Origin of the sequence: Geobacillus sp. GHH01, assembly GCF_000336445.1 — a bacterium.
GTDB lineage: Bacteria > Bacillota > Bacilli > Bacillales > Anoxybacillaceae > Geobacillus > Geobacillus zalihae.
Window position 1 is genome coordinate 178,095 of record NC_020210.1, and the last position, 22,829, is coordinate 200,923.

Below are 22,829 nucleotides of genomic sequence, written 5' to 3' on the forward strand. Positions count from 1 at the left end.
AAAAGTTAACCTTCGCATAAGCGGTGCCCACTCCGGTTATACTGCTCCTAAGGAAAAGTATGGAAAAGGAGCGGAATTCTGCATGAAACGTCTCAAAATCACCAACGATCACGGATGGACACCTCGGACACTTCGCAAACAGGAACGGAAAATCAAAAACACCCTTCTTCGCCAACGGGTGATGGCGGTTCGCCTGGTCATGGAAGGCTATTTGGGCAAAGAGGTGGCCTCCATGGTCAACGTGTGCCGACAAACCGTTTCCCATTATGTGTCGCTGTTCAACGAAGGTGGTCTGGAGCTCTTGCTTCATCGGGATTTCGCCCCCGGGCGGGAGCCGTTTCTCACCGAAGAACAGCAGGAAGAGATCAAACAGCTTGTGTTGACCACCACTCCCGCCGAACTGGGCTGGGACGTCGCTTCGGCGTGGAACACCAAACTCCTGCAATCCTATGTCGAAAAGCACTTCGGTGTTTGCATTTCCCGCGAAGCGTTGCGAAAACTCCTGCACCGCAAAGGGCTGTCGTGGACACGACCGACGTACACACTGGCGAAAGGGAACCCGGATGAGCAAAAGCAATTGGAAAAGCAAATGGATCTGATCAAAAAACTTGATCACCAAGGACACAGAAGATGCCGTTCTTCTGTACATCGATGAAACCCATATCCGCTCTTACCATGTCTTGCGGTCCACATGGTCAGAAGTCGGCCGCCAAAAACAAGTGCCGACGTTCGGCCATCATGCCCACGTATCGCGGTTTGGCGCGGTCAACATCCACGATGGCGAAACGGTGCTTCATCAAACGACTGCCGCGCCAATGCCGCGACGTTCTTGAATTTCTTGAGAATGCTCAAAGAGCGCTATCCGGACCGTCTCATGGTCTTGGTGTTGGATAACGCCCGCATTCACCATGCCAAAATGGTCAAGGAGTTTTTGCGGGAAGAAGGGCAGTGTTTTCACTTTATTTACCTTCCTCCCTATTCGCCACAGCTGAACCCGATCGAACGCTTATGGAAATGGCTGAAAGATACGGTGATTGCCAATGTCTTTCACAAGGATCGCAACGATATCATTCAAGCCATTACTCGGTTTGTCAACTACATCCACGAACGTCCGGAGGAAGTGCTGCAGCGCTTAGGGTGTGCAGGATGACTGAGAAGTTAACTCTTCATGTTGCATGTATATAGAAAATAATCATTTAAGGAGGATTGTATATGAACAAAATTGGAAAAATTTCTTTACTATTATTTTGCAATTTAATCACTGCTATAATAATGGGAACTTTTGCGTATAAAACTTATAACGAGTCAAAAATCGTACAAAGTGTTATTTTTGCCGCGGCTTGTATCTCAACGTTCATTGTTGTCATATTATCACTTGTGCCCAATCGTAACGATAATAAAAGACGTTCAAAACTGTGAAATTTGAACGTCTTTTAATTTTCCATCCATTAATCAACAACAAACATTAACAGAGCCAATATAAAAAAGAACTAGTCGAAATCATAGCAACATTAGATGGAAGTTTGCTAAAATATGAAAAGAAATAACAAGAAAGAAGGTCAGGCGTGTTGATTATCCAATAAAATCCAAAGGGTATAGAAAAAAGAGCACCTTTCCTGTAGAATGTGAGTAGCGACACAAACAAACCCAGGAGGTGCTCTCTATGAACAAGCATACCACACTCCCGAATTTGATGCAAAAACTTGTTTCGGATGAAGAGATTCAACGGATTGCCGAAGCGGTTGGGTATCGTGATTCGTCTCGAACCTTTCCGTTGCGCGAGTTGATTCACTTCTTCCTGCTGGCCGCCATGCATCAATGGAAAAGCTTTCGCCACGGAGCCGATGTGGGGCCTCTGTATGGATTGCCGCGATTCCATTATTCAACTGTATCCAAGAAAGCGAAAGAAGTTCCCTATGACATCATGAAACGCTTGTTGGCGTTGATCATTTCCAAGTGCAACCGCCAAACCCGCCGTTCGCTTCGGTTTCCCAAACCGCTTCGGGTGGTGGATTCGACGACCGTCACGGTCGGGAAAAACCGCCTGCCATGGGCGCCGTATCACGGCGAACGCGCCGGAGTGAAGCTGCACGTCGCGTATTCGCCGGGATCCTCGTTGCCGGCAGACGTGGTGGAAACCATCGGACTGCGTCATGATGGCCCGGTGGGAGAACAGTTGACGAACGCTCAACAAGTGCTGGTGGAAGACCGGGCGTATTTCAAAATCGAACGCCTCGATCGATTTGTGGAGCAGCATCAGCTCTTTGTCATTCGGATGAAGGACAACATCGAACTTCATCAGAAAAAAAGCTTGAAACGCCTTTCCAGCACATCCTCATCGGTTCAAGCCGACTTCACGTGCCAGTTGGGGACGAAACAATGCCGCTCCACCAAGCGTCACCGGGTGGTGATCTTTCGAGATGCGAATGGCCGCGACATTCGGGTCGTGACGAACCTCTTCCATGCGTCTGCGGAAACCATTGCCGACATGTACCAACAACGTTGGACTGTTGAGGTCTTTTTCCGTTGGGTGAAGCAATATCTGAATGTCCCGACCTTGTTTGGCACGACGGAAAATGCGGTATACAACCAACTGTTTGCGGCGTTCATCGCGTATGTGTTGCTGCGATGGCTGTATGATCAAACCAAAAAACAGACGAACGTCTCTCTTTCCTTCATTTCGTTCGTTCGCCGTTTTTTCTCTGGGCAGCTTCCTCTCGATTGGAAATCCGGGATGGCCGCTGCTTTGTTTGAGTATGCCCAAATTTATGGAAGGCGTATGTATAATTTTGGATAATCAACACTCGTGATATTGATTTATCAAGCGGTTTCCCAATATACCCCTTCCCGCTATGATCCAATTCGTCTTCTCCATTTGTTCACTCAAATTATTTCCTTGGACATTTCCCAACATTCCGTTTTCGTGCTCCCTGCCGCCTTTTCTACTAATTTCTTCCAAAACGAAGGACACTTTTTATTTTCCTGGTTTTTTGTTCCAACTGGTTCCTCAAAGTCTCAAACCCCTTGCGGCTCTAGGGAAGAGAGAGTTTGAGGGGAGAGGGAGGGATGGACATGAATTATTGTCTCTTGACATAGTAGGGAAATCAAAATGGGATCATCGCGTTCTTACGGTTTGTTACTTAAAGGGGGCAGGCGAAAGGAAAATCATTTTTTGATGTGATTTGATCAGGAAATTCGGGACTTATCCTATGCTTTGAACTTTATGATATACAAAATCAATATTCGTTTGATGTTAAACAAAGCAATATAGGTCAAAAAAATCATGGTTTCTTCTGTTATCTTATTTGTAAGGAGGTGTAAGGAGGCCTATGAAATGAGCTACAGTCCCATTATTCAAAAAACGATTGAATATATAGAGACTAATTTGCATGAAGAATTATCTTTAGAAAACATTGCTCAGTTTGCTGGTTTTTCAAAGTACCATTTTCATCGTATTTTTCAAAAAGAAGTTGGTGTGACTGTATCTGAATATGTTCGATATCGAAGAATTGCTAATTCAGCCAACATGCTGCTTTATACGGATAAAAAGATAATAGATATTGCTTTCTATTATCGCTTTGAAACACAAGAATCATTTACCCGTTCGTTTAAGAAATATTATCAATTACCGCCAGGACAATACCGCAAAATCATGGGTAAATTAACTTTACAAAGGGAGGATGTCATGTTGAAAAACGAACAATTGAAAGGATGGAAATTAAGCGGAAGTCACCCGTTTAATTATAAAATGGGAATTGACAGAGAAATCTTTCACAAGGGGAAAGCATCTGGATTCTTAAAGGCTGTTACTGTCCAATCTCAAGCTGAATTTGCCACAATGATGCAACAATTTAAGGCAGAAAAGTATCTTGGTAAAAGGATAAAACTTTCTGGGTTTATAAAATCAAAAGGTGTTGATGGATTCTGTGGGTTTTGGATGCGAGTGGATGATGCACTTGGGGATGTGTTGCAATTTGATAATATGAGTGACCGCCCGATTGTAGGAGATACTGAATGGAATCATTACTATATCGTTTTAGATGTTCCTAAAAATAGTGCAGTCATATCTTTTGGTGTTTTACTTTCGGGGAAAGGGCAAGTATGGATTGATGAACTTAAATTTGAGGAAGTGGATGAGCGTACACCAACAACAAATATTGATTTTACAGTTGACCTTTTAGACGAGCCTACCAATTTATCTTTTGAAGAGTGGGAGTAGATGATATTTATCCCCGTAAAATATATCCGTCCAGGAAAAAATGTCCAAGAAGCCGAGCAGGGGCAGGGTTTTGCCTGGGTCCATGCTGGGCTTTTCTTCGTTTGAAAGGAGTACTCACTGTCTCCTTTTCGCCTGATTTCTTTCAAATTAGCGGACATGATTTATTTTCCCTTAACATAGCAGGGAAATCAAACATGATGAAAGCATGGTTCGGATAGTGTGAACGCTTGGAAGGGAAAGGCGAAAGGACATTTAGAAAAGACTGGAATGGATCAATGTGCATTTCATCGGCACTGGCCTGGTGTGTGATACAATATTTGATGCGAAGTATATTTAAGTCAGGAAGATCATGGCTCACTTGCCTGAATGAAAGGTGCGATTACAATGGACTGTTGTGCTCCGACAAACCGTGGAGAAACGACGGAAACAAACTGCCCGAAATGCGGGCAAAACGGAAGACGTGTGCCGCTAATCACGCTCAAGTCCCTGCTGAAACCTGCGGCTTTGGCAACGCTCGTCCCTGACCGAGACTACGCCTTTTGCCCGAACCCGTCCTGCGAAACGGTCTATTTTGCATCGGACGGACCGCTGACCTTTGCCGCGGGAGACTTGAAAGTGCCCGTGTTTCAAAAGGATTCGGCGATGGATGTCCCCGTTTGTTACTGTTTTGATTGGACAAGGGAACGTATCGCAGAAGCCGTGCGGCACGGCGGGGAGCCGCTTCAGGAAATCAAGGCCCATGTCCAGGCGGGGCGTTGCGGTTGTGAGGTGAACAACCCCCAAGGGGCTTGTTGCATGGGAAACGTGGCGGAATTTATTCGACAGGTGAACGGGAACTGACCTGTTGAACATGGATCGGTTGCACGCTTATCCAACCATCTTTTAACCAATCATCGACCTGCACAATTATCAGCACCTGCCCATCCGCATATGACATAGAAGTTCTTCAAAAAAACAGGAGGGAACTTCTATGTTTTTGATTCCAGAGCACCAGGAGAGGTACGAGCATTTCTTGAAGCCTTTGTATGGAATGCTACTTGAAATTTCGTGGTTGTTGCGGCTCTTGCAGTACCAGTTTTTTGCCTGCGGAGTTAAAACCGAATGTGAACTACCAGATAAGGGCGAAGTTCGTAGGGACAGGGGATAGGAATTATGTGGTATGCGACGAATGTTATAATTTAATTCGAAGCGAGTTTCCTGATTTATTTGCAAATCAATGATTTTACATAGATGCGAACAGTGTTCATGAAAGGATGGGAAAAATGACCCTAACAGATAGGATTATAACTTTATTAACAGAGAAGGATGGGTTAACAGATCGGGAAATTACTGATATCTTATTGGGTAAAAATAATCCGCAACAATCAGTGAATCAAGCCTGTAGAAATTTGGCGAATAGAGGTTTGCTTAGGCGGGTTGTCCGTAAGGATGGTTTAATAGGTAATTTTTTAACCGATGACGGATTAGTAGTGAATTCGGCTCAAGGAAACGATTCCAAGATAACAGAGAATACAGATTCGAAGTTGAAAGAAGACTATATTAAAGAGGTCTTGCAGGCATACCTGCATTCAGAAGGATGGGAAACACAAATTGCGTGGGGAAAAACACCTGGAATTGATATAAACGCAATCCGAGGTAATGAGCGTTGGATTATTGAGGTGAAGGGTCTAGGAACATCAAATCCAATGAACGTGAATTATTTCTTAGGGGTATTGGCGGAAACTTTGCAAAGAATGGAGGATCCCAATGCCAAATACAGCATCGCATTACCAGATGTGAAACAGTTTCGAAATCTTTGGGACAGGCTACCTCTGTTAGCGAAGAAGAGAACAGGAATCACGGCATTATTTATCGATGAACAAGGCAATGTCAGCGAGTGCCTATGATAAAACCTAAAGATTGGTCTGTCATACCTAGCACCCTCTTTAGCTTTCCTGTCACGAATTGACACTTGAAAAATGGAGATCATTTGGCTGAGTTGGTTAGACAGGCGGGAAGAGTCTAACCTGTTCGGGTTTCATGGCGGCGAATGGCCACCGCTTTTTGAGGGTTTCTTTTCCTCGCGATGCTTCCGTTTGCCCGTGTGCTCTTGTCACGCCAGACTGGGCCATTGCATAAGATAGTAGCAGATTCCAAGTGTGAGGAGAGTGAACAGGCAATTGAATCCGAATTACGCCCATCCGTATATTAGCACTCATTGGCCTTACCCGATGTCCAGTTACTGCCCCCCTCATTATGACTGGTGGAGCTGGTCACCGTATGCTTGCGGTATGCTACAACATGCAAGGAACGACAGGTTTCCTCCCATCAAATTGAGAGATTACGGCGGAAAACCGTTCGTTGTCAATATTGAGAGAGCCGCCGAGCAAAATCAAAATTTCCGAACCGCATTATGGACAGGAAAACATTTGCAAGTGACGTTGATGAGCATTGAGGTAGGAGGAGATATCGGACTGGAAGTTCATCCGAATGTGGACCAGTTTATTCGTATTGAACAAGGACAGGGTCTTGTGCAGATGGGGGAACGAAAAGACCGTCTGGATTTTGAAAGAAGAGTGTCCGAAGATGACGCGATCATGATTCCAGCTGGGACGTGGCATAATGTGACCAATATAGGGCATGTTCCCTTGAAGCTATATTCCATTTATGCTCCGCCCGAGCATCCGTTTGGCACGGTTCACAGGACGAAAGCCGAGGCCATGGCCGCTTATCGGTGACTGATTTGGCAGTTTCGTTGGAAACCAGAGTTATGTCAGGTTTTCAATTGATTATGGGAAAAAGTGGCCGCAGAGCCCTTCGTCAGGGGTGTTCTGCGGTTTTTGCTTTCAAACGAGGGGTGCCGCCTGCAACATTTAGGGGTTCGGGATGGCTTATGCGGGGACAAGTATGATATCGGTAGTGTGTCTCATGTGGCATTCGGTGTTGGGACAACATGGCTTGGGAATTTGCTGTGGAACATGACATTTATCCATTCGTTTGAGGCGGAATGATAATCTCTGCCTCAATGACTGCTTTATCATAATGATGTCGGTGATTTTTGCCCATGCCGGAGCGAAAACGATTTGCGTATGACCAGATCAATGAGCTTTGGCAAGGGGACTTATCCAATGGACCCACGATTCGAGTCAATGGGAAAGCCCAGAAAACGTTTTTGATCGCCTATATCGATGACTGCTCGCGGTTGGTGCCGTACGTATAGTTTCCCTTCGGAGAAGTTTGACGGGCTGCGGATCATCAAAGGAAGCGGTGCTTCGTTGCGGGAAGCCGAAGCGCATTTACTCGGACAACGGGAAAATTTGTTGGAAATCTTCATCTGAAAGAGCGTGCAAATGTTCCGAAAGAATGTGCAAAATCCGGAACAATCCGCAAAAATTTTGCACATTATTTCCGAATCTGCCTGAAATAATTTGAAAAAGGGATTCTGAAATAATGTGCTAATTTACACTTTGAAATAACGGTTTTCCCCGCGGAATTCCTTCCAAGGCTGCGGACTATGAATGATGACGAGGTCAATGTAATCAATCCCAAGCTTGGCTAAAGACTCCTCAATCGATTGGGCGGCAGCGTCATAGTTCTTTAATTCTGCCGCAATTTTTGTCGTGATGAACAGTTGTTCCCTTGCCACGCCGCTCAAACGGATTCCTTCGCCGACACCTGCTTCGTTCCCATAGGCTTGCGCCGTATCGATATGGCGATAGCCGATCGATAGAGCTTCACGCACGGCTTGTGCAGCTTGCGTCTCGTCCATCAGCCAAGTGCCAAGGCCTACTTTTGGGATTTTCACGCCATTAGATAGTGAGAACGTTTCAGCAAACATGTTTTCTCCTCCTTAACATGTGGATGATGGAAAAATGACAACTTATACCGCTAGTGTTGGATTCTCCAATTCAAAGTACGGTACGATTTATCGACTTCTGTTACATGATTATAAAATGGAATGGCGAATCTTCAATAATTAATTGAAGGTGATTTGTTGATTAATGAACGCTTTCATTGAAAACGTCGATGTTCACATTCGTTGTATTCCTTTCTTGCCTAATCTTTTTCAAAGATAATTGACAGTTCCTTCTTGTTTGTTGAATTTGCAACAAATCGTGTTGTTTTAACTATTGAAAGCGTATGGGTCGTGTTTATAATGATGAACAGATGTTGATTGATATTCAGGAGGGGGTTTTGGAATGATTACTGCCAAAGCACGCGCTGTCTTCAGCCCGGAAGGACCTTTTCAACCGACGGTGATTGAGCGCCGCGATCTTCAGCCCCATGATGTTCTCATCGAGATTCAATACGCAGGCATTTGCCATTCGGACATTCATACGGCTCGCGGCGAGTGGGGGCCGGTGCAATATCCGCTTGTTCCCGGTCATGAAATCGCAGGGGTTGTCGCGCAAGTCGGTTCAGCGGTGACGAAGTTTTCGGTCGGCGACCGCGTCGGCGTCGGGTGCATGGTGGATTCGTGCCGTGAGTGCGAACCGTGCCGAAGAGGAGAAGAGCAATATTGCGCCGACATGGTGGGCACGTATGCGGCCGTCGACAAATACGGGCAATATACGCAAGGCGGCTACTCGACCCACATCGTCGTTCATGAAGATTTTGTCCTCCGCATCCCCGACAGCATCGCCCTGGATGTCGCCGCTCCGCTGTTGTGCGCAGGAATCACGACGTATTCGCCGCTCCGCCATTGGCAGGCCGGCCCTGGGAAAAAGGTGGCGGTGGTCGGGCTTGGCGGACTGGGGCATATGGCGGTGAAATTCGCCCATGCCATGGGGGCCGAAGTGACGGTGTTATCGCAAACGTTGAAGAAAAAAGAAGACGGGCTGCGCCTTGGGGCTGATCATTACTATGCCACAAGCGATCCCGAGACGTTTACGAAGCTCGCAGGTTATTTTGATTTGATCATCAATACGGTCAGTGCGCCCATTCAGTTGGACGCTTACCTTTCGCTGTTGGCGCTCGATGGCACGTTGGTGAACGTCGGCGCGCCTGCCGAGCCGCTGTCGTTGAACGTCTTCTCGCTCATTCCGCAGCGCCGGTCGTTCGCCGGGTCGATGATCGGAGGCATTCGCGAAACGCAGGAGATGCTGGAGTTTTGCGCGGAACACGGTATCGCTCCCGAGATTGAGGTCATTTCCGCCGACGAGATCGATCAAGCATGGGAGCGCGTTCTGGCCTCGGATGTCCGGTATCGGTTTGTCATTGATATTCACACGATGAAAAACGAGTAAATCGCGGGGAGCAGGGTTGTTTCGGCAAGCGCGTTTGGATAGACCAAAACAGGGAAAAGGAGTCCATCATGTTAAGGGGCCCCTCTTTCCCTGCCGCATCATTGTCCTCTCGGATTGTTCGGCTGGCTGAAAAGAATCAATTGGAATCCACGATGAGGAGGTTAAAATGCAAGATCAACGAAAACAGAGGAGAAGCTCATTGGCTTTGGTGCTAGGTTCGTTTTCAGCATTGGGCCCTTTTACGGTCGATATGTATCTTTCGTCACTCCCTAGAATTACGGACTTTTTTGAAACAAGTACGTCGATGGTTCAAGCCAGTTTGACCGCTAGTTTGCTAGGGATTGCCTTAGGGCAAATCTTTATGGGGCCTTTAAGCGATGTATATGGCCGACGAAAACCATTGGTGTTTTCCATGATTCTGTACGTTCTTTTCTCTATTGGTTGTGCATTTTCGCCAAACATCGGCGTGTTTATTAGTTTGCGTTTCTTTCAGGGCTTTTTTGCGTCTGCCGGGCTGGTCATTCCACGCGCGATTGTGCGCGATTTGTATAGCGGTACCGAAATGACGCAGTTTGTTTCCCTCTTAACGATGATTGGCAATATTGCTCCTCTTGTTTCTCCAGTTGCCGGGAGCGCCGTTGTTTCTTACACTTCATGGATCGGCGTGTTTCTTTCTCTCGGGTTGCTCGGAATAGCGTTATGGGTTGTGGCGGTATGGGGCATAAAGGAGACTCTCCCTGCAGAGCGGCGAATTCCAAGCCGTTTGACCACCATATTGCAAAACTATAAACAGATGCTTCGAGACCGTATTTTTATGGGTTATGCGTTCATTACTGGTATATTGTTTGCCGGGGTCTTTGCCTATGTTGCCGGCACCCCTTTTATTTATCAAAACCTTTACGGTGTATCACCGTTGATGTTTTCCATTTTATTTGCCATGAATGGGGGGGCTATCATGCTTGGCTCCCAGTTTGTGAAACGTTCGGCAGGTCGATTGGCGGAAAATCACCTTCTGCTGATTGGGCTGACGTTGGCGTTTCTTTCGAGCGGCGCCGTCATGGTTGTCGCACTTTCTCATGGACCGTTATGGGTTCTTGTGGCCGCGTTGTTTTTGTTTGCCGCATCTATCGGGATCATCGGGCCTGTAACGTTTTCCTTAGCGATGGAATCGCAAGAGCGCATGGCCGGAACAGCGTCTGCGATTCTAGGAATTCTTCCATTTTTATTCGGCTCCTTTGCCTCGCCGATTGTCGGCATCGCAGGGGAATATTCGGCTGAACCATTTGGCGTCCTCATTTTTGCGACAAGTTTGTTGTCCATTTTCGTGTACGTTGTCTTGATGAAACGATCTGCCCCCGTGCTCCCTATGAAAAAAAGGAAGATTTGACAACAATGCTGAACGGAGCGTTTGTTCCTGTTGGCGGCAAAGGATTATTTCAATGCCAGAGATTTTGAGGGATGAAGGGAGACCGATCTGGTGAAACGATTACGATCAGCGGCTTTCGCTTTGACATTGCTCCTTACCGTTGCAGCTTGTGATGGAAATCAAGAGAATCCGGCTTCTGATGAGGCTGAGACGGCTGGCAATCCATCAACGAATGAACCGGGGCATTCCGATGCAGAACGAGAAGAGAACGGCGAGTATTCCGCCGCAAATGGAAGTGAGGCTGCTGCAGATGAAGAGAAAAGCATCCAAAATGCAAAAATAAAATTGACGTTTGATCATGAGGAAGTCATCGTCAACATGTATGACAATCCGACAAGCAGGGATTTACTGAGAAAGCTTCCTCTCACACTCACGTTCGAAGACTTCAACGGATTTGAAAAAATGAGTATATTAACAGAGGGGCTCAGTACGGAAGGTGCGCCAGAAGGTGTTACGCCGAAGGCTGGGGATTTTGCTTATTATGCTCCTTGGAAGGACATTACGATTTTTTATGATGACTGGCACTATTCGCCCGGGCTGATTCTATTAGGGAAGGTTGAATCTGATATAGAAGAGCTTTCGCGTAAGTTGGCCGGCATGAAGGATGATTTCACCGTGACCATTGAAAAAGTAGAATGAGGAATGTCCAGGAGTGTACGTTCTGACATTGACCGAAGCAGAGAAACGGTTTTATGTATCGAAATGAGTATTTCGAGAAATGGATGGTGGGAGTGTTGACGGACAAAAAGGTGGCGCTTGTAACCGGCGGGAATCGGGGGATCGGCTATGAGTTGGTCAAACAGTTGGCGTTGAAGGGCTATACAGTCGTTTTGACAAGCCGGAATCGCGAAAAAGGGCGTGAGGCTGCCCAACGGCTAAGGGCAGCCCATCTTGACGTTTCCTTTGTGCCGATGGATGTTGCGAATCGGGAAAGCATCCGTCAGGCGGCGATCATGGTCGAGGAGCAGTATGGAAAGGTAGATGTATTGATCAATAATGCGGGTGTGTACTTGGAGGGAAATGGAAAATTGGCCTACGCGGATCCTTCCATTCTCGAACAAACAATGGCCACGAACTTCTTCGGCGCTTATTATGTCATTCATTTCTTTCTTCCTCTTATGGAAAGACAAGGATATGGGAGGATTGTGAATATTTCGTCTGAATATGGCGCGATGAGCGAAATGGACGATTCCGGAGCAGGCGCTTATAAGTTGTCGAAGCTTGCTCTCAACGGCTTGACAAGGCTGATCGCAGCGGAAGTGAGCGGTGATATTAAGGTGAACGCGGTCGACCCGGGATGGGTTCGGACGGATATGGGCGGGCCATCGGCTCCCAGAACGCCAAAGCAAGCGGCTGAGTCGATCCTTTGGCTGGCGGAGATCGGGCCTGACGGGCCGAACGGCGGCTTTTTCCGGGATGGAAAGCGAATCGATTGGTAATGGGCGGCGTGGAAGTGAATACGGTGTGCCTGTTGTCTCAATAGGTATGGTCGGGCGTTCCCGTGTGGGGACGCCTTTTCTTTTTGTTGTTTTGCAGAAAAAATTTAATTTAAATCAACAATTATTTATTGATAAACGATAAGACATTCATTACAATAAAGTCGAAAACGAGTCAGTGAGGTGTTTCGATGAAACGGGAAACGTTGTTTTTGAAGGCGTCTTTAGTGTTGATCGGCCTTCCGGTTTTGGCATTGTGCCTATTTTTGGTTCCTGCGCTTGCGAAGGTGGCTGCCAAGCTCGTGCCGACATTCCCTTCGATCAAGTATTTTGTTTATGTTGTGTTTGAGGCGTCCGCGCTGCCGTTCTACTTCGCTTTGTATCAGGCGTTTCGGTTGTTAGTATATATTGACCGAAACGACGCGTTTTCCGAGGCGTCGGTGAAAGCGTTAAAGACGATCAAACATTGCGCTGTCGCCATCAGCGGGCTGCATTTGCTCGCTTTGCCGCTGTTTTACTTGTTCGCCGAGAAAGGCGACGCTCCGGGGGTCATTTTCGTCGGTTTGATTGTGCCGTTTGCGTCGCTTGTCATCGCTGTGTTCGCCGCGGTGTTGCAAAAGCTGCTGCAGCAGGCGATTGAAATCAAACAAGAAAATGAGTTGACCGTTTGAGGTGGATGGTATGCCAATTATCGTGAATCTTGATGTCATGTTGGCGAAGCGGAAGATGAGCGTCACCGAGCTGTCGGAGAGAGTCGGGATCACGATGGCGAATTTGTCGATCTTGAAAAACGGGAAGGCGAAGGCGATCCGTTTCTCGACGCTCGAAGCCATTTGCAAGGCGCTCGATTGCCAGCCCGGGGACATTTTGGAGTATCGAAGTGATGAAGGGGAGTCAAATCCGTGAGTAGGGAGGAGACGGCTTGAAAGGGGAAAAGCAAGAGCTAGCGGTGGACGAATCTCCACCGTTTGGCCTCATGATCGTCCGGGTGCGCCAGTTTGGCAGAAAGTCGCGGCTGATCAAAGCGTTTGTGCAGCTTGTTCGCTTCGGTTGGGCGCAGGCGCAATCTTGCGTGTTTCCGGTTGTCATTTTTGCCTCATTGGCGCTGACGAAGATCGCGCCGCTTCCGCTATTGCCGCGGTATGATTGGCTGCTTGTTATTTGCCTGCTCATGCAATGGTGGATGGTGCGGTCAGGGATGGAAACGCGGGATGAACTCAAAGTGATCACCTTGTTCCACGTCATTGGACTTGCGCTCGAGCTGTTTAAAGTGCGCATGGGTTCGTGGTCGTATCCGGAAGAGGGGTATACGAAAATCTTTGGCGTGCCCTTGTACAGCGGCTTTATGTATGCGAGCGTCGCCAGCTATCTTTGCCAGGCGTGGCGAAGGCTGAAGGTGGAGTTGGTGCAATGGCCGCCGTTTTGGATGGTCGTTCCTCTCGCTTCGGCGATTTACTTGAATTTTTTCACCCACCATTATTGGGTGGACGTTCGTTGGTGGCTCTCAAGCCTCGTCATGCTTGTCTTTTGGCGGTCATGGGTGACGTATGAGGTCGGGGGAATCCGCTACCGGATGCCGCTTGTTTTGTCGTTTTTGCTGATCGGGTTTTTCATCTGGATCGCGGAAAACATCGCCACCTTTTTTGGCGCTTGGCAATATCCAAACCAGGCGAAGGCGTGGAGCCTTGTTCATCTTGGGAAGGTGAGTTCGTGGTGTTTGCTCGTTATTGTCAGTTTTCTCATCGTGGCGACGTTAAAGCAAGTGAAAACAATTGCTGTGACAGGGGCAGTGGAGCGTTCACATGAAGATGGAAAATCGTTGTAAGCCGAGCAGGGCGGGGATTTGGCTGGTCGTTGCTCGGCTTTTTCCTTGATGAGCCGCCCGCTCCTCACGGAAGCTGTGCCTTGATTTCTTCAATTTGCGCGAGGTGGCGCTGTTCATGGTAGCCGACAAATTCCACCCATTGCTTCAAATTCAGTGGCCCAAAAATTGGATGCGGGAACGATTTGGCTTCCAAGTCAGCCGGATTGGCTTGCTCCGTGATTTGGCGCAACCGCTGCCGCGATTGATGCAATTTTTCTTCCAGTTCGTGTCGAGTGAAAAAGCGGTTGTCCGGGCGGGCGAAATCAGGCGCCTCCACTTTTTTGGAACGGTCAACGGTCAAGTGGATCGGTTTCTCCTCAACCGGCTGGCTCTCGCCATGCTTTACTGTATGGGCGATCATGGCTGCGATCGATGTTTCGATTAAGTACAGGTGTTCGAGCACTTGGGCGATCGTCCAACTCCCTTTCGCCGCCCGGGTGTTCAGCTGTTCGTCCGACAGCCCGGAAACGCTTTTGATCAGCTGTTGGCGCACTTGCTCATGATGATCCATCATTTCCCCTCATTTCGGTATGGATTTGGAATTGGTTTCATCATACTACACGGTCGGCCGCACCGTAAAGCTGTTTCGTGTTCGCAGTGATGACGGCTTTGACTTGTTCGATATCTTGGCCATAGTGTGCCGCCACGGCTCGCGCGGAGTCCAATAGCCATAACGGCGTTGTCAGTTTTCCGGCAAACGGGCCTGCAAACGGCCATGGGCCATCGGTTTCAAGGAGCAGCTGCTCGATGGGAACGAGGGATAACAGCTGCTTGTCGCGCTCGCGGTAGCACACTTCCGGCGTGATGGAGATGTAGTAGCCGCATTGGACGATTTGTTTGACCACGGCAGGCTCGGCCTTCAGCCAGTGGAAATGGGCTTGTCGGACGCCAGTTTGCTGCAAGATGGCCAAGGCGGTTTCGGCGCGGTCGTAGACGGCGTGAAGAACGAGCGGCAAGGAGGCATCCGCGGCGATGGCCGCGATTTCGGTTAATCGTTCTTGATACGCGGGCAGCTTGGCGCATGCTTCCGCTGAATAGTATGGCAGCCCGACTTCGCCGATGGCGGCGAGCAGCGGCCGCTCTTGCTTGACAAGTTCTGTCCATTCGTTCCAATCGGCTTCGCTTGGCAGCGGTTGCTCGGGATGAAAACCGATGGCGGCGTAGACGAAGGAAGGGAATCGCTGTTTCAACTCGAGCGTTCGGCAGCTGGAGCGCAAATCGGTGGATACGGCGACGACGCCGATGATGCCCGCTTCTTGCCAACGGTTGATTTGTTCATCGATGTCCGTGTACTGGTCGAGATGAAGATGAGCGTCGATCATCCACAGCGACCTCCCCTGTCCTTTTTGCCGTCCCGCTGGCTGAGGCTTTTCGCCTTTTCATCCCCATTCCTTATCAATCTGGTACTTGCGGATGCGGTATTGCAAGTTTTGTCGGCTCAAACCAAGCGCTTTGGCCGTTTTTGTGATGTTGAAGCCGTGATGCTGCAGCGCCTTGCGGATGTAGTAAATTTCGACTTCTTCCATGTATTTGTCAAGAGGCAAAATGTCTTCCGTATCAAATAAAAAGTCCGTTTTCGTTTCGTCGGGCGCAAGCTTGGCTCGAAAAGGGGCAGGCAGATGGGCGAGGGTGATGGTTTGTTCTTGTTCCATCGTCGCCATCGTTTCCAACATGATGGCCTCAAGCTCGCGCACGTTGCCGGGCCAGCTGTAAGCAAGAAACGCCTCTTGCACGTCATCGCCGAGTCCTTCGACATGTAGGCCATAGCGCTCGTTGCCTTGACGGATGAAATGGATAGCGAGCGGCAAAATGTCCTCTTTCCGTTCGCGCAACGGCGGCAGGACGATGCAGTGGACGGCAATTTGGTAGTAAAGCGATTTGAGCAATTCCCCGTTTTGGACCGCGTCAATCGGGTCTCCGCTTGTCGAGGCGATGAGGCGAACGTCCGCACGAACCGGTTTTTGGCCATGGGCGCGGACAAACTGTTTTTCTTGCAGAAAACGGGCGAGTTTTTGTTGAAGCGGCAGGCTTAACGAGTCGATATCGTCAAGCAGCACAGTGCCGCCGTCCGCTTGTTCAAACAAACCGGGCTGGATCTCGCCGCCTTCTTCGCTGCCAAACAGCATCGTTTCCATCCAATCATCCGGAAGCGACAGGCACGTTTGCGCAAAAAACGGCTTGGCCCGCCGTTCGCTTTCATGGTGAATGCAGGAAGCGAGCAAGTCTTTTCCTGTCCCTTTCTCCCCAATGAGCAGCACAGGCGCTTCCGAGCGGGCGGCATGACGCGCAAGGCGGATGGCCTTTTGCATCGCTTCGCTTTGGCTGATGATATCGGCAAACGTGCGGCTGGCTTCCTTGCGTTGGTGGTGTTCTTGGATCAGTTTGCGGAACTTCGTGATGTCTTTGGCGATTTCCACGGCGCCGATGATGCGCCCGTCTTTTTGCAGCGGGTGCGTTTGATTGACCGTTGTCACGGCTTGCCCTTTGTTATTGAAATACGTTTGCTGTTGATTCAGAATGCTCTTGCCGGTGCGCAGCGCTTCTAGCAGCGTGCTCGGCTGCTCCGGGTTGAAGCGGAAGACGTCCAAAATGTTTTTATCGAGCACGTCCTCGATGTTCATGCCCTCGATGTCCCGCATTTTTCGGTTGTAAATGACGGTTTTCCCGTGTTGATCGACGGCATGGACGCCAAGGTCAATCAGTTCGAGAATTTGCTCATACATCGTTAAAAGCGTTTCCATATCACGATTCACGATCAGCACCTCTCTTTTTTGTATTATAGCATAAGGCGGACGGGAGGTAGGAAGGAAAGAAAGATGTGAAAAAATTTTTTGCTAAATATATTGAAAATAGACAAAAATAGTTCCATAATAAAGTTATAGTTTATTATAAATTGACAAATAGATTTGCAGTAAGGGAGGTTCTGTTCCCTTTCTCAAAATGTAAGCGGTTGCGAAATCGATCATAGAGAGGGGAGAGTTTTCGGATGCAACCCGTGCAAGAACTGAAACGAGAGCTAAAAAGCAGGCATTTATTTATGATCGCGCTAGGTGGGGTGATCGGCACCGGTTTGTTTTTAGGATCGGGTTATACGATTCATGAGGCGGGGCCAGGCGGGGCTGTCGTTGCGTATCTTTTTGGCGGATTGGTCATGTATTTGACCATGCTTTCGTTGGGAGAATTGGCCGTCCGCATTCCTGATGCCGGGTCGTATCAGACGTATGCGACAAAATTCATCTCGCCGGCGGTAGGGTATTGCATCGGCTGGCTGTCATGGCTGAACTGGTCGGTGACAGTCGGCATCGAGCTTCTCACCGTCAGCATCCTCATGAAGCGGTGGTTTCCCGATGTACCGACGTGGGTGTTTTGCGCCGTCTTTGCTTTGCTCTTGTTTTTGATCAATGCGTTGTCTGTCAAAGGATTTGGCGAGGTGGAGTTTTGGTTTTCGAGCATTAAGGTGTTGACGGTCATCGCCTTTATTGTTCTCGGTCTGGCGGCCATGTTTGGCGTCATTCAGATGAAAAATGGACAGCCCGCTCCGTTTTTCTCGAATTTTACTGATCATGGCGGATTGTTTCCAAACGGGTTTTGGGCCATCTTTACGACGATGATCCTCGTGAACTTTTCGTTCCAAGGGACGGAATTGGTCGGCGTGGCGGCGGGGGAAAGCCGCGAGCCGGAAAAAACGGTGCCGGTTGCGCTGCGCAACACCATATGGCGCATTTTAATTTTCTTCATTTTGGCCATTTTTGTGCTGGCTGGCTTGTTTCCGTGGGAGAAAGCCGGCGTTGTGGAAAGCCCGTTTGTTGAGGTGTTTGACAACATTGGCATTCCGTATGCAGCCGATATCATGAATTTTGTCATCATTACGGCGGTGCTGTCGGTGGCCAACTCGGGGTTATACGCGACGTCGCGCGTCCTCTGGTCGATGTCGCGCCAAGGCATGGTCAGTCCGTTTTTCAGCAAGCTATCGAAACGCGGCGTGCCCATCAATGCGCTTATTGCCAGCATTGCCATCGGCTGCTTGTCGCTTTTGTGCAGCATTTACGCCGAAGATACAGTGTACATCTGGCTGACGGCGATCGCGGGATTTGGCGCCGTCACGGTGTGGGCTTCCATCGCGCTGTCAAGCTATTTCGGCCGGAAAGCGTTTTTGCGCGAAGGCGGCGATGTGCGCGATCTGAAATACAGGACGCCGTTGTATCCGTTCGTGCCGCTGGCCGCGTTTGCGTTGAATATGGCGACGATCATCGGACTGGCCTTTATCCCAGATCAACGGATCGCGCTTTACTGCGGCATTCCGTTTTTGCTCGCTTGCTACGGGTACTACCACCTTGTGGCGAAAAAACGGGTTCAGCCCCTAGCCGCAGAAGAAGGGGAGCTCAAGGCCGCCAAGTAAAAACAATTGAAAAAAGCCATAATCATTTGCATAATATAACTATGAAACCGTTTTATAACGAAAAATTTTTTTGCCTTTAAAAGGAGGATGACCAAATGGTGCAGCCGTACAGACACGAACCGCTCACCGACTTTACCGTAGAAGCAAACCGTGAGGCGTTTTTAGCGGCGCTCAAAAAAGTGGAATCGGAGCTTGGGCGCGATTATCCGCTTGTGATCGGCGGCGAGCGGGTGATGACGGAGGACAAAATCATTTCGATCAATCCGGCGAACAAAACGGAAGTGGTCGGCCGGGTGGCGAAAGCGACCAAAGAGCTGGCGGAGCGGGCGATGAAAACCGCTGATGAGGCGTTTCGCACTTGGAGCCGGACAAGTCCGGAAGCGCGGGCCGATATTTTGTTCCGGGCGGCGGCGATCGTGCGCCGGCGCAAGCACGAGTTTTCCGCTTGGCTGGTGAAAGAAGCGGGCAAACCGTGGCGTGAAGCGGACGCCGATACCGCGGAAGCGATCGACTTTATGGAATATTACGGACGGCAAATGTTGAAGTTGAAAGACGGCATTCCGGTCGAAAGCCGTCCGGGGGAAACGAACCGCTTTTTCTATATCCCGCTTGGCGTCGGCGTCGTCATTTCACCGTGGAACTTCCCGTTTGCTATTATGGCGGGGACAACGGTCGCTTCGCTTGTGACCGGCAATACGGTGCTGTTGAAACCGGCGAGCGCAACGCCGGTCGTGGCGTATAAATTTGTGGAAGTGTTGGAAGAAGCGGGGCTTCCGGCTGGTGTATTGAACTATATCCCGGGCAGCGGCGCGGAAGTCGGCGACTATTTGGTTGACCATCCGCGCACAAGATTTATCAGCTTCACCGGATCGCGGGATGTCGGCATCCGCATTTATGAGCGGGCGGCGAAAGTGCATCCGGGGCAAATTTGGCTAAAGCGCGTCATCGCGGAAATGGGCGGCAAAGACGGCATCATTGTCGATAAAGAAGCGGACCTCGAACTGGCGGCGCAATCGATTGTCGCGTCGGCGTTTGGCTACTCTGGGCAAAAATGTTCGGCGTGCTCGCGCGCCATTATCGTCGAAGATGTGTATGACCAAGTGTTGAATCGCGTTGTCGAGCTGACGAAGCAGCTCAACGTCGGCGATCCGGCGGAGCAAGCGACGTTTATGGGGCCTGTCATCGACCAAGGGGCGTACAACAAAATTATGGAGTACATCGAAATCGGCAAGCAGGAAGGTCGTCTCATGACCGGCGGGGAAGGAGACGACTCGAAAGGGTTCTTCATCCAGCCGACCGTGTTTGCGGATGTTGATCCGAACGCGCGCATCATGCAGGAGGAAATTTTCGGCCCGGTCGTGGCGTTTGCGAAAGCGCGCGACTTTGACCATGCGCTTGAGATTGCGAACAACACCGAATACGGTCTGACAGGAGCCGTCATCTCGCGCAATCGGGCGAATCTTGAAAAAGCGCGGCACGAGTTCCATGTCGGCAACTTGTACTTCAACCGCGGCTGCACAGGGGCGATCGTCGGGTATCAGCCGTTTGGCGGCTTCAACATGTCAGGCACTGACTCGAAAGCGGGCGGCCCGGACTATTTGATCCTCCATATGCAAGCGAAAACAGTGTCGGAAATGTTTTAAACCAAAAAAGGGCGGCGGCGTCCGCCCTTTTATAGCGAAGAAACGCAGATAAGGAAAGGAGCGGTTGATGATGGCTACGAAGTCCGAACAGCTCATTGAACAGACGGAGCGATACGGAGCGCGAAATTATCATCCATTGCCGATTGTCATTTCCGAAGCGGAAGGGGTATGGGTGAAAGACCCGGAGGGCAATCGCTATATGGACATGTTAAGCGCCTATTCGGCCGTCAACCAAGGACATCGTCATCCGAAAATTGTGGAGGCGTTGAAGCGGCAAGCTGACCGCGTCACGCTCACATCGCGCGCCTTCCATAACGACCAGCTCGGCCCATGGTACGAAAAAGTGTGCCGGCTGACGAAAAAAGAGATGGTGCTGCCGATGAACACCGGCGCCGAGGCGGTAGAAACGGCGCTCAAGGCGGCGCGCCGCTGGGCGTATGACGTGAAAGGCGTCCCTGACAATCAGGCGGAAATCATCGTTTGTGAAGGCAATTTCCATGGCCGGACGCTCGCCGCGGTGTCGTTGTCGTCCGAACCGGCTTATAAACGCGGTTTTGGTCCGCTTTTGCCCGGGGTGAAAATCATCCCGTACGGGGATATCGAAGCGCTCAAGGCAGCGATGACACCGAATACGGCGGCGTTTCTTGTCGAACCAATCCAAGGGGAAGCCGGCATCCGCATCCCGCCGCAAGGCTTTTTAAAAGCGGCCTATGACGTGTGCAAAGAACACAACGTGTTGTTCATCGCCGATGAAATCCAAACCGGGCTAGGACGGACGGGGAAGTTGTTTGCTTGCGACTGGGAAAATGTTGTGCCTGATATGTATATTTTAGGGAAAGCATTGGGCGGCGGGGTGTTCCCGATTTCGTGCGTCGTCGCCAACCGCGACATTTTGTCGGTGTTTGAACCGGGCTCGCACGGGTCGACGTTCGGCGGCAATCCGCTCGCTTGCGCGGTGTCGATCGCGGCGCTCGAAGTGATTGAAGAAGAGCGTCTAGCGGAGCGTTCGCTTGAGCTTGGCGAATACTTCCTTTCGAAACTAAAACAAATCCGAAACGACGATATTAAAGAGATCCGCGGCCGCGGCTTATTTATCGGCGTCGAGCTGCATGTGCCGGCGCGTCCGTACTGTGAGGCGCTGAAAGAGCAAGGATTGCTTTGCAAGGAAACGCACGAGACGGTCATTCGTTTCGCACCGCCGCTCATCATTACGAAAGAGGAATTGGATTGGGCGTTCGAACGGATTGCGAATGTCTTGTCCCGTCCATAAATCGAGTCAAAGAGGCGAATGAGACGATGGAAGAAAATATGTTTCTCTCCACCCAGCGCGTGATCAAAGAGGCGCTGGCCAAACTTGGCTACGGCGAGGAGATGTATGAGCTGCTCAAAGAACCTTTGCGCGTCCTTACCGTACGCATTCCCGTCCGTATGGATGACGGAACGGTGAAAGTGTTTACCGGCTACCGCGCCCAGCATAGCGATGCCGTAGGGCCGACCAAGGGAGGCATTCGTTTTCATCCGGATGTCACCGAGGAAGAAGTCAAGGCGCTGTCGATGTGGATGACGATCAAAGCCGGAATTGTCGGCTTGCCGTATGGCGGCGGCAAAGGTGGCATCGTCTGCGACCCGCGGAACATGTCGATGGGTGAGCTGGAGCGGCTCAGCCGCGGCTATGTGCGGGCGATCAGCCAGATCGTGGGGCCATCCAAAGATATCCCGGCGCCGGACGTGTTTACCAACTCGCAAATTATGGCGTGGATGATGGATGAATATAGCCGCATCCGCGAATTTGACTCGCCTGGGTTTATCACCGGCAAGCCGCTTGTGCTCGGCGGCTCCCAAGGCCGGGAAAAAGCGACGGCGCTCGGTGTCACGATTTGCATCGAAGAAGCAGCGAAAAAAGCGGGAATCGAGTTGCAGGGGGCGCGGGTCATTATTCAAGGATTCGGCAATGCAGGCAGCTTTTTGGCCAAGTTTTTGCATGAAGCTGGAGCTCGCGTCATTGGCATTTCCGATGCGTATGGCGCGTTGTATGACCCGAACGGACTGGATATTCCGTATTTGTTGGATCGCCGCGACAGTTTTGGCACGGTGACAACGCTGTTTGAGAATGTCATCACCAATCAAGAGCTGCTGGAAAAAGAGTGTGATATTTTAGTTCCGGCCGCGGTAGCGAATCAAATTACGCGTGACAATGCCGCGAATATTCGCGCTAAAATTGTGGTCGAGGCGGCCAACGGCCCGACGACGCTGGAAGCGACCAAAATCTTGACGGAGCGGGGCGTGCTATTGGTGCCTGATGTGCTGGCGAGCGCTGGCGGGGTGACGGTTTCCTATTTTGAATGGGTGCAAAACAACCAAGGCTATTATTGGACGGAAGAGGAAGTCGTCGAGAAGTTGAAAGAGAAATTGACGAGCGCGTTTCATCGCGTCTATGAATTGGCGGAATCGCGCCGTGTGGATATGCGCATGGCGGCGTACATGATCGGGCTGCGCCAAACAGCAGAAGCAGCTCGCTACCGCGGTTGGGTATAATCATGGAAAGGTTGTTGCTAGGGGGACGTGCCGTCCATCCTCATCTGCTTGGGGGTGGGCGGCCTTTCGTTTGCGAGACGCC

The 22,829-nt window shown here is 50.0% G+C and carries 22 protein-coding genes and 1 pseudogene; 19 read left to right on the forward strand and 4 right to left on the reverse strand.

The window, feature by feature from the left end:
* Positions 1–82 precede the first annotated feature (82 nt).
* The 8 genes and pseudogenes from GHH_RS19270 to GHH_RS18685 all read left to right on the forward strand — a co-directional run.
* A complete protein-coding gene (locus GHH_RS19270; RefSeq protein WP_011229678.1) occupies positions 83–655 on the forward strand; it encodes a winged helix-turn-helix domain-containing protein in 573 nt (190 codons plus the stop codon).
* 189 nt (positions 656–844) lie between these two features.
* Positions 845–1,150, forward strand: coding sequence for a transposase (locus GHH_RS19340; protein ID WP_047817654.1), 306 nt, complete (start codon positions 845–847; stop codon positions 1,148–1,150).
* Between the two features lie 513 nt (positions 1,151–1,663).
* On the forward strand, positions 1,664–2,797 hold the full coding sequence (locus GHH_RS01000; RefSeq protein ID WP_015373746.1) for an IS4 family transposase: 1,134 nt from the start codon (positions 1,664–1,666) through the stop codon (positions 2,795–2,797).
* A gap of 537 nt (positions 2,798–3,334) precedes the next feature.
* Positions 3,335–4,219 carry a helix-turn-helix transcriptional regulator gene (locus tag GHH_RS01005; protein WP_011229682.1) on the forward strand — a complete coding sequence of 295 codons (885 nt, stop codon included), beginning with the start codon at positions 3,335–3,337 and terminating at the stop codon, positions 4,217–4,219.
* A 384-nt stretch (positions 4,220–4,603) separates the two neighbouring features.
* Positions 4,604–5,059, forward strand: coding sequence for a (2Fe-2S)-binding protein (locus GHH_RS01010; protein WP_015373747.1), 456 nt, complete (start codon positions 4,604–4,606; stop codon positions 5,057–5,059).
* Positions 5,060–5,481: 422 nt separating this feature from the next.
* On the forward strand, positions 5,482–6,105 hold the full coding sequence (locus GHH_RS01015; RefSeq protein ID WP_015373749.1) for a hypothetical protein: 624 nt from the start codon (positions 5,482–5,484) through the stop codon (positions 6,103–6,105).
* A 273-nt stretch (positions 6,106–6,378) separates the two neighbouring features.
* Positions 6,379–6,936, forward strand: a complete 558-nt coding sequence (locus tag GHH_RS01020; RefSeq protein WP_015373750.1) for a cupin domain-containing protein — start codon at positions 6,379–6,381, stop codon at positions 6,934–6,936.
* Between the two features lie 320 nt (positions 6,937–7,256).
* Positions 7,257–7,546: pseudogene (locus GHH_RS18685) on the forward strand (IS481 family transposase); the annotation flags it as partial.
* Between the two features lie 112 nt (positions 7,547–7,658).
* On the opposite strand, the gene GHH_RS01025 reads toward GHH_RS18685, so the two are convergent.
* Positions 7,659–8,036 (reverse strand): aldo/keto reductase, encoded by a 378-nt coding sequence (locus GHH_RS01025; RefSeq protein ID WP_015373751.1) that lies wholly within the window; start codon positions 8,034–8,036, stop codon positions 7,659–7,661.
* Between the two features lie 361 nt (positions 8,037–8,397).
* Between GHH_RS01025 and GHH_RS01030 the strand changes: the two genes are divergently transcribed.
* The 7 genes from GHH_RS01030 to GHH_RS01060 all read left to right on the forward strand — a co-directional run bounded on the left by GHH_RS01030 (position 8,398) and on the right by GHH_RS01060 (position 14,131).
* Positions 8,398–9,444 carry an NAD(P)-dependent alcohol dehydrogenase gene (locus GHH_RS01030; protein WP_015373752.1) on the forward strand — a complete coding sequence of 349 codons (1,047 nt, stop codon included), beginning with the start codon at positions 8,398–8,400 and terminating at the stop codon, positions 9,442–9,444.
* 166 nt (positions 9,445–9,610) lie between these two features.
* Positions 9,611–10,831 (forward strand): multidrug effflux MFS transporter, encoded by a 1,221-nt coding sequence (locus GHH_RS01035; protein WP_015373753.1) that lies wholly within the window; start codon positions 9,611–9,613, stop codon positions 10,829–10,831.
* Between the two features lie 90 nt (positions 10,832–10,921).
* Positions 10,922–11,509, forward strand: a complete 588-nt coding sequence (locus tag GHH_RS19280) for a cyclophilin-like fold protein (RefSeq protein ID WP_015373754.1) — start codon at positions 10,922–10,924, stop codon at positions 11,507–11,509.
* 53 nt (positions 11,510–11,562) lie between these two features.
* Positions 11,563–12,309 carry an SDR family oxidoreductase gene (locus GHH_RS01045; protein ID WP_015373755.1) on the forward strand — a complete coding sequence of 249 codons (747 nt, stop codon included), beginning with the start codon at positions 11,563–11,565 and terminating at the stop codon, positions 12,307–12,309.
* Between the two features lie 188 nt (positions 12,310–12,497).
* A complete protein-coding gene (locus tag GHH_RS01050) occupies positions 12,498–12,977 on the forward strand; it encodes a DUF2975 domain-containing protein (protein ID WP_015373756.1) in 480 nt (159 codons plus the stop codon).
* Positions 12,978–12,987: 10 nt separating this feature from the next.
* Positions 12,988–13,212 (forward strand): helix-turn-helix transcriptional regulator, encoded by a 225-nt coding sequence (locus tag GHH_RS01055; protein WP_013144000.1) that lies wholly within the window; start codon positions 12,988–12,990, stop codon positions 13,210–13,212.
* 16 nt (positions 13,213–13,228) lie between these two features.
* Positions 13,229–14,131, forward strand: a complete 903-nt coding sequence (locus GHH_RS01060; RefSeq protein WP_015373757.1) for a DUF817 domain-containing protein — start codon at positions 13,229–13,231, stop codon at positions 14,129–14,131.
* A gap of 64 nt (positions 14,132–14,195) precedes the next feature.
* On the opposite strand, the gene GHH_RS01065 is transcribed toward GHH_RS01060, so the two are convergent.
* Genes GHH_RS01065 through GHH_RS01075 form a run of 3 tightly spaced genes read right to left on the reverse strand, consistent with a single transcriptional unit; the run spans position 14,196 to position 16,923 of the window.
* Entirely contained in the window at positions 14,196–14,681 is a 486-nt protein-coding gene (locus tag GHH_RS01065; protein ID WP_015373758.1) for a DinB family protein, read from the reverse strand.
* A gap of 40 nt (positions 14,682–14,721) precedes the next feature.
* Positions 14,722–15,492, reverse strand: coding sequence for a TatD family hydrolase (locus GHH_RS01070; protein WP_015373759.1), 771 nt, complete (start codon positions 15,490–15,492; stop codon positions 14,722–14,724).
* Between the two features lie 57 nt (positions 15,493–15,549).
* The gene (locus GHH_RS01075; protein WP_015373760.1) at positions 15,550–16,923 is read right to left on the reverse strand and encodes a sigma-54-dependent Fis family transcriptional regulator; all 1,374 of its coding nucleotides are present in this window, start codon (positions 16,921–16,923) and stop codon (positions 15,550–15,552) included.
* 233 nt (positions 16,924–17,156) lie between these two features.
* Between GHH_RS01075 and GHH_RS01080 the strand changes: the two genes are divergently transcribed.
* From GHH_RS01080 to GHH_RS01095, 4 genes are all read left to right on the forward strand, one after another.
* Entirely contained in the window at positions 17,157–18,569 is a 1,413-nt protein-coding gene (locus tag GHH_RS01080; protein WP_015373761.1) for an amino acid permease, read from the forward strand.
* A 95-nt stretch (positions 18,570–18,664) separates the two neighbouring features.
* Entirely contained in the window at positions 18,665–20,212 is a 1,548-nt protein-coding gene (pruA, locus tag GHH_RS01085; protein ID WP_014194641.1) for an L-glutamate gamma-semialdehyde dehydrogenase, read from the forward strand.
* A gap of 70 nt (positions 20,213–20,282) precedes the next feature.
* The gene (locus tag GHH_RS01090) at positions 20,283–21,482 is read left to right on the forward strand and encodes an ornithine--oxo-acid transaminase (protein WP_015373762.1); all 1,200 of its coding nucleotides are present in this window, start codon (positions 20,283–20,285) and stop codon (positions 21,480–21,482) included.
* Between the two features lie 26 nt (positions 21,483–21,508).
* The gene (locus tag GHH_RS01095) at positions 21,509–22,747 is read left to right on the forward strand and encodes a Glu/Leu/Phe/Val dehydrogenase (RefSeq protein ID WP_014194643.1); all 1,239 of its coding nucleotides are present in this window, start codon (positions 21,509–21,511) and stop codon (positions 22,745–22,747) included.
* Positions 22,748–22,829: the final 82 nt, after the last annotated feature.

Coding starts and splice junctions, on each gene's coding strand:
- GHH_RS19270 (WP_011229678.1), top strand. CDS start 83: ATGAAACGTCTCAAAATCACCAACGATCACGGATGGACACCTCGGACA.
- GHH_RS19340 (WP_047817654.1), top strand. CDS start 845: ATGCTCAAAGAGCGCTATCCGGACCGTCTCATGGTCTTGGTGTTGGAT.
- GHH_RS01000 (WP_015373746.1), top strand. CDS start 1,664: ATGAACAAGCATACCACACTCCCGAATTTGATGCAAAAACTTGTTTCG.
- GHH_RS01005 (WP_011229682.1), top strand. CDS start 3,335: ATGAGCTACAGTCCCATTATTCAAAAAACGATTGAATATATAGAGACT.
- GHH_RS01010 (WP_015373747.1), top strand. CDS start 4,604: ATGGACTGTTGTGCTCCGACAAACCGTGGAGAAACGACGGAAACAAAC.
- GHH_RS01015 (WP_015373749.1), top strand. CDS start 5,482: ATGACCCTAACAGATAGGATTATAACTTTATTAACAGAGAAGGATGGG.
- GHH_RS01025 (WP_015373751.1), bottom strand. CDS start 8,036: ATGTTTGCTGAAACGTTCTCACTATCTAATGGCGTGAAAATCCCAAAA.
- GHH_RS01030 (WP_015373752.1), top strand. CDS start 8,398: ATGATTACTGCCAAAGCACGCGCTGTCTTCAGCCCGGAAGGACCTTTT.
- GHH_RS01035 (WP_015373753.1), top strand. CDS start 9,611: ATGCAAGATCAACGAAAACAGAGGAGAAGCTCATTGGCTTTGGTGCTA.
- GHH_RS01045 (WP_015373755.1), top strand. CDS start 11,563: ATGTATCGAAATGAGTATTTCGAGAAATGGATGGTGGGAGTGTTGACG.
- GHH_RS01050 (WP_015373756.1), top strand. CDS start 12,498: ATGAAACGGGAAACGTTGTTTTTGAAGGCGTCTTTAGTGTTGATCGGC.
- GHH_RS01055 (WP_013144000.1), top strand. CDS start 12,988: ATGCCAATTATCGTGAATCTTGATGTCATGTTGGCGAAGCGGAAGATG.
- GHH_RS01065 (WP_015373758.1), bottom strand. CDS start 14,681: ATGGATCATCATGAGCAAGTGCGCCAACAGCTGATCAAAAGCGTTTCC.
- GHH_RS01070 (WP_015373759.1), bottom strand. CDS start 15,492: ATGATCGACGCTCATCTTCATCTCGACCAGTACACGGACATCGATGAA.
- GHH_RS01080 (WP_015373761.1), top strand. CDS start 17,157: ATGCAACCCGTGCAAGAACTGAAACGAGAGCTAAAAAGCAGGCATTTA.
- pruA (WP_014194641.1), top strand. CDS start 18,665: ATGGTGCAGCCGTACAGACACGAACCGCTCACCGACTTTACCGTAGAA.
- GHH_RS01090 (WP_015373762.1), top strand. CDS start 20,283: ATGGCTACGAAGTCCGAACAGCTCATTGAACAGACGGAGCGATACGGA.
- GHH_RS01095 (WP_014194643.1), top strand. CDS start 21,509: ATGGAAGAAAATATGTTTCTCTCCACCCAGCGCGTGATCAAAGAGGCG.